Source organism: Mycobacterium sp. 012931, from assembly GCF_000419295.1.
Taxonomy (GTDB): domain Bacteria; phylum Actinomycetota; class Actinomycetes; order Mycobacteriales; family Mycobacteriaceae; genus Mycobacterium; species Mycobacterium marinum.
Genome location: NZ_AOPX01000001.1, coordinates 4030817 through 4042139, shown reverse-complemented (window position 1 = coordinate 4042139; position 11323 = coordinate 4030817). Strand labels below are relative to the sequence as shown.

Annotated in this window: 10 protein-coding genes, 1 pseudogene and 1 riboswitch; of the genes and pseudogenes, 5 read left to right on the top strand and 6 right to left on the bottom strand. The window is 62.5% G+C overall.

All coding sequences use genetic code 11. From position 1 onward, the window contains the following. Window positions 1-294: 294 nt before the first annotated feature. The 4 genes and pseudogenes from MMSP_RS17715 to MMSP_RS17700 all read left to right on the top strand — a co-directional run bounded on the left by MMSP_RS17715 (window position 295) and on the right by MMSP_RS17700 (window position 4014). Window positions 295-858 (top strand): carboxymuconolactone decarboxylase family protein, encoded by a 564-nt coding sequence (locus MMSP_RS17715; protein WP_020787739.1) that lies wholly within the window; start codon window positions 295-297, stop codon window positions 856-858. A gap of 132 nt (window positions 859-990) precedes the next feature. Further along, on the top strand, window positions 991-2124 hold the full coding sequence (locus MMSP_RS17710) for a nitronate monooxygenase (RefSeq protein WP_036426669.1): 1134 nt from the start codon (window positions 991-993) through the stop codon (window positions 2122-2124). Between the two features lie 177 nt (window positions 2125-2301). Then, window positions 2302-2471, top strand: a riboswitch (M-box (ykoK) riboswitch). Window positions 2472-2756: 285 nt separating this feature from the next. After that, entirely contained in the window at window positions 2757-2990 is a 234-nt protein-coding gene (locus MMSP_RS17705) for an Rv1535 family protein (protein WP_011739657.1), read from the top strand. Window positions 2991-3232: 242 nt separating this feature from the next. Continuing rightward, window positions 3233-4014, top strand: a pseudogene (locus MMSP_RS17700) (glycosyltransferase family 2 protein). 45 nt (window positions 4015-4059) lie between these two features. Here the strand turns inward: MMSP_RS17700 and MMSP_RS17695 are convergent. Further along, window positions 4060-4668, bottom strand: a complete 609-nt coding sequence (locus MMSP_RS17695) for a class I SAM-dependent methyltransferase (protein WP_020787735.1) — start codon at window positions 4666-4668, stop codon at window positions 4060-4062. A gap of 164 nt (window positions 4669-4832) precedes the next feature. Here MMSP_RS17695 and MMSP_RS17690 point away from each other — a divergent pair, with 164 nt between their 5' ends. Continuing rightward, window positions 4833-5582: a glycosyltransferase family 2 protein gene (locus MMSP_RS17690; protein ID WP_012394100.1), complete on the top strand. Its 750-nt coding sequence runs from the start codon at window positions 4833-4835 to the stop codon at window positions 5580-5582. Window positions 5583-5699: 117 nt separating this feature from the next. Here the strand turns inward: MMSP_RS17690 and MMSP_RS17685 are convergent, their stop codons facing one another. The 5 genes from MMSP_RS17685 to MMSP_RS17665 all read right to left on the bottom strand — a co-directional run bounded on the left by MMSP_RS17685 (window position 5700) and on the right by MMSP_RS17665 (window position 10917). Then, window positions 5700-6434, bottom strand: a complete 735-nt coding sequence (locus MMSP_RS17685) for a GAP family protein (protein WP_012394101.1) — start codon at window positions 6432-6434, stop codon at window positions 5700-5702. Between the two features lie 24 nt (window positions 6435-6458). Then, window positions 6459-7703 carry a glycosyltransferase gene (locus tag MMSP_RS17680; protein ID WP_020787734.1) on the bottom strand — a complete coding sequence of 415 codons (1245 nt, stop codon included), beginning with the start codon at window positions 7701-7703 and terminating at the stop codon, window positions 6459-6461. Between the two features lie 63 nt (window positions 7704-7766). After that, window positions 7767-9140, bottom strand: a complete 1374-nt coding sequence (locus MMSP_RS17675) for a hypothetical protein (RefSeq protein ID WP_012394103.1) — start codon at window positions 9138-9140, stop codon at window positions 7767-7769. Between the two features lie 14 nt (window positions 9141-9154). Then, the gene (locus MMSP_RS17670; protein WP_036426667.1) at window positions 9155-10663 is read right to left on the bottom strand and encodes a condensation domain-containing protein; all 1509 of its coding nucleotides are present in this window, start codon (window positions 10661-10663) and stop codon (window positions 9155-9157) included. After that, window positions 10651-10917, bottom strand: coding sequence for a hypothetical protein (locus tag MMSP_RS17665; RefSeq protein ID WP_015356035.1), 267 nt, complete (start codon window positions 10915-10917; stop codon window positions 10651-10653). Before MMSP_RS17665 ends, MMSP_RS17670 begins: the two co-directional genes overlap by 13 nt. Between the last annotated feature and the right edge of the window lie 406 nt (window positions 10918-11323).

The following is an 11323-nucleotide window of genomic DNA, read 5'->3' as shown; positions in this document are numbered from 1 at the left end:
AGACCGATCTCTACATCTATTGAAGTAAGTCTCTTGACGTCTATTGGATTGAAGTAAGTCTCTTGACGTCTATTGGAGTTGGCAGCATCCGCAGCGTAGCCGGTTCGGCCGCCCAGCCACGCAAAGCGAGCGTCTTGGGAAATGCGTGTCGCGGGACCTGTCCAATGCCGCGGCAGCGCGCAGTTTGTCATGTGATGGCCGTTTTGTGCTGCGCCGCAACGAGTCTGCAATTGACTCGCGAGTTGATAGTTCATAGTGTGCTGGTAGTCGGCGAGCCCAACGGAGTGACAGACTATGACTATTCCCCGCGTGCCACTACTGTCGGTCAACGAGGCCAAGGCCGCCGCCGACGAAGCGGGCGTGCCCAACTACATGGCTGAGCTCAGCATCTTTCAGGCGTTACTGAACCATCCGCGGCTGGCCCGGACCTTCAACGACCTGCTCGCGACCATGCTCTGGCATGGCGCCCTCGACCCTCGGCTGCGCGAATTGGTGATCATGCGGATCGGGTGGCTTACCGCGTGCGACTACGAATGGACCCAGCACTGGCGCGTTGCCTCCGGCCTGGGGGTCTCCGCCCAGGACCTACTCGGGGTGCGTGATTGGCGCCAATACAACGGATTCGGTCCGACCGAGCGTGCTGTGTTGGCAGCGACCGACGACATCGTGCGCGACGGCGCGGTGAGTGCCTCGAGCTGGGCGGAGTGTGAGCGCGAATTGCATGGGGACGTAACGGTTCTTACCGAACTCGTCACCGCGATCAGTGCGTGGCGCATGGTTGCCTCGATCCTGCACAGCCTCAAGGTTCCGTTGGAGGATGGCGTGGCGAGCTGGCCGCCCGATGGCTGTTCGCCCTAGCGGCAACGTCGCCGCAGTTGCGGAACAGCACGGGTGAATTCTTCGGCCGAGTTCGCGAAGGCTGAACACGTAACGCGTTGAGTGTCATGCGATTCGATTGACATATCGGTCTGGGATTCTTAGCGTCGGGAAATGCGAACCAGAGTGGCCGAAATGCTCGGCGTCGAGTTTCCCATCTGCGCTTTTAGCCACTGCCGAGACGTGGTCGCCGCGGTGACCAACGCGGGCGGTTTCGGGATTCTGGGTGCCACCGCTCACAGCCCGAAACGGCTGGAGAGCGAGCTGACCTGGATCGAGGAGCAAACGCGCGGAAAGCCCTACGGAGTTGACCTGTTGTTGCCGCCCAAATACGTCGGGGCGGAGCAGGGAGGAATCGACCCGGTGCAGGCTCGCGAGTTGGTGCCGGAAGCGCATCGGGCGTTCGTCGAGGAACTGCTGGCCCGCTACGGCATCGCACCGTCCCCGGAAGCCGGAGCGGAGCGGATTTCGCGATCCGGGGGAGGGCTCAACATCTCGCCGAAAGGCTACGAGCCGCTGTTGGACGTGGCCTTCAGCCACGACATCCGCCTGATTGCCAGTGCGCTGGGGCCGCCGCCGAGCGATCTCGTCGAGCGGGCTCACAAGAAGGAAGTGCTGGTAGCGGCCCTGGCCGGGACCACCCAACACGCGCGACGACACGCGGCGGCCGGTGTCGACCTGATCGTCGCGCAGGGCACCGAGGCCGGCGGTCATACCGGCGAGGTGGCCACGATGGTGCTGGTTCCCGAGGTGGTGGATGCGGTTGCGCCGACACCCGTACTGGCCGCCGGCGGCATCGCCCGCGGCCGCCAGATCGCCGCCGCACTGGCCCTTGGAGCCGAAGGCGTGTGGTGCGGGTCGGTTTGGTTGACCACCGAGGAAGCCGAGACGGTCCCGGCGGTCAAGGACAAGTTCTTGGCGGCGACCTCCTCGGATATCGTGCGTTCGCGGTCGATGACGGGCAAACCGGCACGGATGCTGCGCACCGCCTGGACCGACGAATGGGCCCGCCCCGATACCCCCGAACCCCTTGGTATGCCGCTGCAGACCACGCTGATCACCGATTCGCAGATCCGAATCAACCAGGCTGCCGTCCAACCCGGAGCCAAGGCACGGGAACTGGCCACCTATTTCGTGGGTCAGGTTGTCGGTTCGCTTGACCGTGTGCGGCCGACTCGGTCGGTGGTGCTGGAGATGGTCGAGGAGTTCATCGACACCATCGGGCGGCTGGAGCGACTCGCCGATTGATCGTCGACACCTGATTCAAAGCCATCTCAAATACATCGACTTCGGTATCAAAAGCCCAGGTCAGAAGCGTCTAACCTGGCGAAAAGCTGTCAGCGTGCCGGGGGAAAGCGTAAAGAATCGGACACGGGCACCGGTTCACGTTGACCCGCGCAGCCCGGTCATGCATGATCGGTCAGGCAAGCACCTCGTTAGGTGAGGCGGCTACACGAACATAGGCCACTGACCCCGAACGTCGAAAGACGCCCCGGGTCAGGACAGCTCCTCCCGGCTTAAGGGTTGAGCCCAGGTGGCTTCCGGTTTACCGGACACGTCGTGTGGTGCCAAAGCTTTGACGAGTGGGGTGCGGATTCTCCGACGTTCGTCGGGCATCTGTACTCCTTTGCGCATGGAAATCGTGCGGTTATCCGCACGCGTCGTGGTTGTGAGGAGGTGAGGGACGCGTGAGTTCCAGTGGCAGTCCGGGTCGATATCCGGGCTATGTTTCGTCCCGATCCGGCCCCAAGCGCGACGTCCTCAGCTGAATCTGCCCACGCAGATGGTCTGCGGACCAAACGCTCTTGGATCGGAATCGCTACGGGACGGGACATATCAGTCCAATTCATTCTCGTTTCGAACCTGTCCGGGAGGGCATCATGACCGTAGCTGTTTTCGACGAAGTGGTAACCGTATCGCCCGCGCCGCGGCTGACGGTAGTACGCGATGGAACGCCACCTCCGGCTCCGGCTGCCAAGAAGAAGTCGGCCAACCGCAGCGACTTCGTCGGGGGCGACCCGCTGGTCGCCGGCGCGGCTCGGTTGCTGAGCGTTCCGGTGCGCCACGTCTACGCCGCACTCTGGCGCGTTGGATTGCTCGAAGTCCAGGCGTGAGCCATGGATTGCGAGCATCGCAGCCTTACGAGCGAGTCCGTAGCTGACGCACGGTTCCAAGGGGTTGCCACGCCACAGACGTAGGCGTCTGTGTTCTGTGGCTTGGCAACCCCTTGGAACTATTGGCGCGCAACAACCGCGTCCGCGCGCCGGGTTGATGCAGTCGGCGTTGGGCGGCGGCCCCGCCCTTGGCGTCGACTGCGGCGCTGGTTCCGGAATGGACTTGGGCGCCGACCCGGTCAGTGTACGGTCAACTCATGTCCGTACTGATTATTGTCCCGGTGTTCGGGCAGCATGAGTACACGCATGCATTGGTCGGTGACTTGGAGCGCGAGAGCGCGGAGTATCTGATCGTCGACAACCGGGGCGACTACCCCAAGATCGGCAATGAACGCGTTGTCACGCCGCGTGAAAACCTGGGCTGGGCGGGGGGAGTGATCTCGGATTCCGAATTGCGTTCTCGGAAGGGCACTCCTACGCGATGACACTCAACAACGACACCCGGATCTCAAAGGGATTCGTCGCCGGCCTGCTCGATCCGCGCCTGCCCGCCGATACCGGAATCGTTGGGCCGATGATCGATCACGGGTTCCCGTGCGCGGAAGATGACCAGAAACCCGAGGCCGCGAACTACATTCCCCGACCGCGATATCGGGCGGTAAGTGCGGTCGAGGGAACCGCACTTGCGTTGTCTCGAGAATGCTGGCGGTCGGTCGGAGGCATGGACCTGCGCACCTTCGGCCGCTACGGGTGGGGCGTGGACCTTGATCTAGCCCTGCGTGCTCGCGATGCTGAGTTCGGTTTGTACACAACCGAGATGGCGTACATCAACCATTTCGGCCGCGGAACGGCCAACAATCATTTCGGGAAGTTTCGGTACTTGATCGGCGCCAACTCCGCCATGGAGCGGGCAATGCGGCGTGTTCATGGCCGTAAGTGGCGCAAGCTATTTCCCCCCGGGACGCTGCCGCAAGCGGCGCCGGGAAGCCCGATCGCGTACACGACCCACCAGCTCGAGCAGTGACTTCGGCCGCTTCCTCAATCTGACGACAACCTCTCGGGATAACTCTCAGGAGGTGGGCTTTGAAGCTGATGGTGACGCGATGCAGGCGTATTGCAGGTATCGGCCATCGGCGAAGTATCCGAGGGTCAGTACGGCCAGCGCTACGCCAATGGCCCCGTTCCAGGCGTTGATTCCCGCGATCCGGCGTACCCCGAAGCCTGACGTCTTGAACAACCGCACCAGGCTCCTGCGGGTAAAGAAGCGAATGTAGGTGCGGTCGAAGGTGCCAAAATCCTCCTGCGGGAAATCCTTTCGAAACAGCACCTTGCTCAGAGCCGGTAGGAAACGGATGTTAGGGACCGCCGCGACGACGACGCCCTCGGACGTGAGCTTGCACCGAAGCTGTTTCAGCGTCGCAGTCGGGTCGACCAGGCGCTCCAAGACGTCGTTACAGACGATCACGTCAAAGTGGTTGTCCGGCAGCTCCGCGATCCGCTCGGCTACGGTGCCGACGAGTACCCGGTCGATAGCCGCGCTGGCCTGTTGGGCCGCTTGTGAGTCGGACTCGATGCCCCAGACCTCTGCGCCAGTACGCTCCTTGAGCGTTGCCCCGAGCGTGCCCTGCCCGCAGTGGAGGTCAAGGATCCGTTGTGCGGTTGTTGGAACGAACCGCAATATCTCCGTCTGCGTCGGGCGGTAATACTCAGTAACACTTTTCGATTCTCTGGCGATGTGCGTGGCTGCTATTCCGTCCTGTAAAGCGAAGCGCCCCCGAGCATAGCCCCGTCGCGCCGGTCGTTATCGGGGTTCCAGCAACCAGATCCTGCTAGGATCGCTTCGTGTTGGGTGAGGCCTCAACCGGGGGGAATACCGATATGGCCGGCTCTCGGGAGCTGCGTTTCTCTATCGTCATTCCCGCACACAATGAAGAGGAATACATCGCTTCCACCCTCGAACACGCCAGTAGCCTTTCATATCCCACCGAGTCCTTTGAAGTAATCGTGGTGGAGAACGGCTCCTCGGACCGCACCCTCGATGTCGCAAGACAGTTCGAGGGCCGCAACGTCCGCGTTTTCACCAGCGACACGGCCGGAGTATCGGCAGCAAAGAACTTCGGTATCGACCGGCTGTCACCGCACAGCGACTGGGTGGTCTTCTTGGATGCGGACACGATCCTGAAGCCCAATTTCCTCCTCGATCTCGATGCGCAGTTGCGGGCATCACGCAAGACGCTCTCCGTGGGTACCACGAAGGTTCTGCCGCTCGGTGGCGGCCGGCACGCGCGCGCCTGGTTCGCCTGTTATGACCTACTGCACCGGTTGGGTGGCTCATATGCCATCCAGATAGCCAAGCGTTCGCTGTTTCCGGAGCTCAGATTCGACGAGCATCTCATCATGGGGGAGGACCTGCTGCTGATCAAGCAGGCCCGCAAGCTCGGCAAGTTCTTCTATGTGCCAACGGACACGGTCTATACCTCGACCCGCCGGTTCGACACCGTCGGGTACTGGCGGCTCTATTTCCAGTGGGCCTCGTTCGAAATATTGCCGCGGCGGCTACAAAAGCGCCGTGGCTACAAAGTCATCCGATAGATCGCTTTCCTACCGGGGAGTATTGGCCGCCCGGACGCCGGCGGCACAGTCTTGGACTGTTAGTCGACCATCGGGTCCGAAAGCATCCTGAATGGAACCACGCCGTGCGGGCCGTGCTCAGATGGTGCCCATACCGTTTGTGACCAGGGCAATACCTGCCAAGCCGACAGCAACGGCGATGATCTGGCGCCGGTGGGCTCGCAACCAGTTGCGCAGCCACAGCATGGTTGCCTCGGTGCGGCCGGGGTGCACCAGGTAGCTGATCAGCGGGATCTCGATGATCGCAAGCATTACCAGCAGATAGACGAAGGTCGCGCTGAGCTGCGTGCCCATTGCGGCCCCTGAGGCCCCGATGGCCGTGAGCGCCACCAGGTATTCGACCGGCGGTGGGCCGGCCGAGCTGAGGCCAACCACGAAGGCGGCCCAGGGAAACCCACCTTCGAGAGCGCCCTGAGCGCTCGCCATCAACCGGGAGAAGCGGGTCGGGGTCTCCGCGACCATCAGCGTCGACGAGTCTCCGGCGCCGGAAGCGACCAGCGCCGGTGAGCGCACCGAGAACCCCGTCGCGACCAGGGCAGCGACCAGCAGCGCGACGACGCCCAAGCCGACTTGTAGGTGCCCGACAACCGACGTTGCCGCCAGCGACGAGACGTTGTCGACAATGGCGTTGGCGAGGTCACCCAGCAGCAGTAGAACGGCCAGCGCGACGCCGATCCCGGTCGCCATACCGCCGAACCAGAATGCGAGCAGGTTCACCATCGGACGCGGCTTGGAGACCAGGAAGATGGCAACCCCGAGACGCACCGGCTCGGTCGCCGTCATCACCGCCAGGATCAGTACCGTGGTCCACATCTTCCCCTCCTTCCCCTCGCCGACTCAGCTAACCGACACCTCATTTTCCAGAAGATCTGCTGCCCGCGTGGCGCTTTCGCCAGGTTTGCTCATCTCATTTGCAATCGTGCGGGCGCGGGCGACGTAATCGGGACCCAAAATGCAGCGGAGATCGCTGACCAATGTCTCTTTTGTGGTCGACGCCAAACGACGTCCAGAGCCAATTTTTAGCCGTTTGATCTGCGCCAACCAGATCGGTTGTTCTATCCAGATCCAAAGGATCAGGGTCGGGATGCCAGCCCGCATACCCGCTGCGGTTGTTCCGGCCCCGCCGTGGTGCACGACTGCGCGACACGCCGGAAATACCGCGGCGTGCGATACCCCGGAGACCAACTTCACGTTTTCGGGGGCCTGCAAGCCGCCCAGATCATTCGAACCGGTGCAAATCAATGCACGTTCGCCCAACTCCGCACACGCCGCGCTGATCATGGCGATTGTTGCGGCGGGCGATTCCACCGGCATGCTGCCGAAGCCGAAGTAGATCGGCGGCGTTCCGGAAGCGATCCACGACAGCACCTCGTTGTCGGATTCTGTCGGCATTTCCAGGGTCAGGGCACCGACAAACGGTCGGCGATCGCCCCATTCCGCCCACTCGGCGGCCAGCCCGGGAAAGCAAAGCTCGTCATAGGCTTGGATCTCGAGTGAGCGGCCTTTCAGAATTCGCGAAGTCGAGGATGAGGACGCCTTGGCCATACCAAGCTCGCGTCGTTGCGCTTCCTCGGGATTTTTGGTCACGCGCCAATGCACCCACCACAGCGCTGAGATGACCGAGCGGTTCAAGCGCGGCGACAAGATCGGAATGACCCGGCTGTTCACCCGCGACGGGAGGAAGTGCATCGTTGCTAGCGGAATCCCGTAATACTCCGCGGCGTTCAAGGCGATGCCCTGGTGGATCATGCCGGTCAGGACCAGGTCGGCGCCGTCTGCCAGCGTTTTCAGGGTTCCCGCCATGTCGGACCAGGCCTGGCGCAGATCCGATATGCCCTCGCGCACCAACTTGATCGAAGTTTGCGGCTTCCAGAATTCCTGGAGGTTGTCCTCGTCGTTGAGCAGCTCGTCGGTGTCGGGGCCGTAGGGCACCGCCTCCAAGCCCGCTGCCGCGGCCACGCCGGTCAGGTTGGGGGGTACTGCGACGCGTACTTCGTGGCCTCGGCGCGATAGTTCCCGCCCGAGTGCAGCGCACGGTTCGACATCGCCTCGCGTGCCGTTTATCGCCAGTGCAAATTTCATCAGCGGCCCCCAACCACTTCTTCCGTCCTTAAAACCCCAATCGACCCAGCTACCCGGCCCCAGTCATCCGAGTAACTCCGCCTTGAGCGAATAGTCGGCAAGTGTTTGCTCCACCAGTCCTCTGAGGTACTGGTTCGAGTTCTCGGCGCCGGGTTGGTAAGCCGATACGCTGATGAATACCGAGTTTTCGAGCCGCCCGGAAAACAGATATAGCTCGCCGCTTTCCCGTTCAAAGCGTTGTCTGGTGGCTCCCCGGTTGAACATGCGCGCGGAGGAATACCGGGCCCCGGTTCCGTCGACCCGGGTCAGAGCCTGACTGAGCTCGCCAAGATTGGAACAACCCACCGGCAGATCCGACGTTCCCATGGCCAGCACTTCCATTTTCCGGGCCAACCATTTCGGTGTGTAGGGCACCAGTGGAAGAGGCTTGAGCAGCTCGTTAGGGGTGTCTTTCAGCGCGGACAGGCTTTGTTTCGTCTCGTTGCGGATGAACTGCAAATCGGTTCGCGCGCGATCGGGGTCGAGATCGAAGGTGATCGCCGTGACAGCATTCGCCCGAGTGTCATCGTTGGTGCGTTCGCTGACCGGCATGATTATCGTGACGGCGCCATCTGTCGCCCGCACCCGGCCCATGAGTTGGGCAAGTCGGGTAGCAAAGGACACGAACAGCGAACCACTGGACCCGCTCAGATCGAGAGCACAGGAATCCCAGGTCTCCAGATCGCAGAACGCCGTCACCGATGGAGTCACGATCGGTTCATCGGCGCCGTCCGACACGGTCGGCGGCTTGCCGGTTTGGCCTGCTGCTCCGGTATCGCGTCTGAGCACGATGAGGATCAACGCGAGCAGGGCCCGGAAGACCTCTGGCAATCCACGAAGGGCATCCCATAGATCGACGAGCAGGCCTTCCATCCGGCCGCGCGATCCCGGCGGCGGATATCCGAAGTCCCGGGTGATGCCGTTGATGGCCTCGAAGACGGCGAGGCCACCGGCGACACCGTCCACCACCGAGTGGGTGATGACCACGCTGACCGCCGTGCCGCCGTCCTGCAGCGGAAGGACCCCCAAATGCCAGCAGGGCCCATACTCGGGGTCAACTGGAATCTGTGCGCGTTCGTCCAACCACGCCGTAATTTCGCTTCGCGGCCGGGGCGTCGCGGCGACGTCGATGTCAGGCGCTTCGTGGTAGGCGACCCATCGAGGACGACCGAAAGGCAACGGAGAGCGCTCGATCCGGCGCCCCAGTAGCCCATAGCCAAGGTTCTCGTTGAACCGCCGCAACCCGTCCATGTCCGCTTCGCGGTCATAAATCCACAAAGTCTGACCGACCGTTTCGAAACCGGTAGCCCGCAGCCTCAGGAAAGCCGCCTGGTCGAGAAAGGCGATCCTGTTATCCGTCATGGCCGACGAGCTGCGGGTCCGAGACTCGTTGAGCACCCCTTGTTTTCCGCCTAGCCGGTACGCCATGACGTCAAAGGGGACACCGTCGCAGGGGGTTCGTAGGTACGCCGGCTGTAGGCGAGGTGCAGCTGACTGCCGGTGCGCGAGGGCGCCGGTATCACGTCGCGTCCTTCGGCCACCCGAACAAACGCGGACTTCAGCGCCTCGACGTAGCGGGTAACCGACTCACGGGCCACCGGGTTGTTCGGGAACAACACCGTCAGCTGGGTCTCTTTCTCGAGCCGGTTCACCCGGATGTCAATCTGACCCATCATGCCGCCATCGTGGCAGAGGCGGGCGCGCAAACCTTCCACATGGGAGTTCGCCATAGCGGACAGCGGCGGAATGCCGGCGTCCAAGTAGAACAGCAAGGGTGCTCCCCACTGCCCCTCACGCAGCCACGGCACCAGCTCCATCACGCAGTCCAAGGGCACCTCCGCCAGGTCGCGACCGGAGTCGAAGGATCCCTGGGCTGCCTTGACGATCTCGCCGAACGACGATCCCACGGTCGGAACGGTGATCGGCACGAAGCCGGTGAACCATCCGGTCGTCATGAAGTCTTCTTCGGTGCGGCGGATGTCGATTGGGACAATCGCGTAGTACTCGTCGGCTCCGGTCAATTCGTGCTGGACCACGGCCGAGATTGCGAACACGCCCCCGCAGAACCGGGCCCCCGCCGACATGCAGGCGGCTTCGAAAGCCAGGGTCTGGCGCTCGTCCATTAGACGGACGCCCATCATTTCGCACTGCGCGGAGGTATCGCCAAGCGGCAGTGGGAATTTGGGAAGGGAGCCGTCGTTGTTGTCGAAGAATTCGGTCCACTTGTTCATGACCGGGGAATCCAGGGTGAGACCGGAGATGTGCTCACGCTGCCGGTTGCAGTAGTTGTCGTAGCTGCCCGGTTCGGCCAACCGCAGCGGAGCTCCGCCGCTGACGAGGGCCAGGTACATCAGGTGAATCTCGGCAAACACCACGCCGACGAACATCGCGTCACAGTGAAGGTGGTCAATGGCCACGCAGAAGGTGAAGTGGTCCGCACGCTGAATGATCGAGAAGCGCACGCACCCCCACTCCAGCGGACTCGGGGTGGCCAACAGATGCTCGCGCCATTGACTCTGGGTGGTCAGCTCACCGTGTTCGACGGCGACGAACTGAATGTCGTTGGGCCGCTCGAGGGTCCGGCGCACGAAGTGATCGCCCTCGGTGTGCTCGAACCAGCTGCGGAAGGTGTCGTGACGGCGCATGTGTGCGTTGACGACGTGCGTCATGGTGCGGATGTCGCAAATTCCGGGGATGTCCCAGGAGGAAATGAGCAACCGCGACATTTCCAGTCCGCGCTCGCGGTAGGACCGGAAGTTGCGAAGGTGATGGGCCTGCATGTAGCTGGGCGGCATCGGGCTTATCGGCGCTTTGGCGGCCTTGGCGAGCGAGCCACGCGATGGCTGCCACGACACCAACGTGCCCGGCTCAGGATGCCAGTCGCTGATTGTCCCAGCTTCGACCTTCCCTACTCTGACCATTTCTCCTCCAAGTCGCCCAGCAGGTTGCGGTGCACCGGAGAGCTGCAGGTGGTCCACAAAACCTGAAACGGTTGTGATGTTTGCAGGGGCCCCGTTGAGCCGGGCTTCAGATAGCGGCTTTGGTCGCTTGGGCTCGAGTCGGTGTTGCCACGCTGCAACATCACCCGCGACGTGTCGGTTTGGCCGGCCCCCAATACCGGCCAACCGACTGGGGTGGTGACGGCACTCGACGTGCCAGGTAATGTGGTGTTCACATGCCCCCTCTTAGTTGGCTGCGCCTTTGCAAAGGCACGACCACTCTGCCGTCGGTATAACTACGCCGACGCTGTGTGGACCCTTCATCTGGGTATTTACTTGTTAAACGCTGGTAGAGCAGAGCCTAGTTGATAGGCGGGCGTTAGATTTCGGTTTTCGCTGCATTGGGATTGAACTGGGTGCCAAGTGCGGGGATTTATGCGTCGGGCCCAGCATCGGCGCGCCTGCGATCAGGTAGTATTGCCGCAACAGCGTTGATCCGGCTATCACCGGTTAGCTTTCGGAAGAACAGCCTAAAAGCCCAGTAGAACCGAACGGTTGGGTCCGTTACAGCCCAAATTGAGCGGCCGCACTCAGGTGCGGCAAGCGGGGTGGTACCGCGGCGCTCGCGCACTGAGCGCGCCG

Bases quoted from the DNA above. Each gene is read 5' to 3' on its own strand.
- MMSP_RS17715 (WP_020787739.1), top strand. From the start codon at position 295: ATGACTATTCCCCGCGTGCCACTACTGTCGGTCAACGAGGCCAAGGCC.
- MMSP_RS17710 (WP_036426669.1), top strand. From the start codon at position 991: ATGCGAACCAGAGTGGCCGAAATGCTCGGCGTCGAGTTTCCCATCTGC.
- MMSP_RS17705 (WP_011739657.1), top strand. From the start codon at position 2,757: ATGACCGTAGCTGTTTTCGACGAAGTGGTAACCGTATCGCCCGCGCCG.
- MMSP_RS17685 (WP_012394101.1), bottom strand. From the start codon at position 6,434: ATGTGGACCACGGTACTGATCCTGGCGGTGATGACGGCGACCGAGCCG.
- MMSP_RS17680 (WP_020787734.1), bottom strand. From the start codon at position 7,703: ATGAAATTTGCACTGGCGATAAACGGCACGCGAGGCGATGTCGAACCG.
- MMSP_RS17670 (WP_036426667.1), bottom strand. From the start codon at position 10,663: ATGGTCAGAGTAGGGAAGGTCGAAGCTGGGACAATCAGCGACTGGCAT.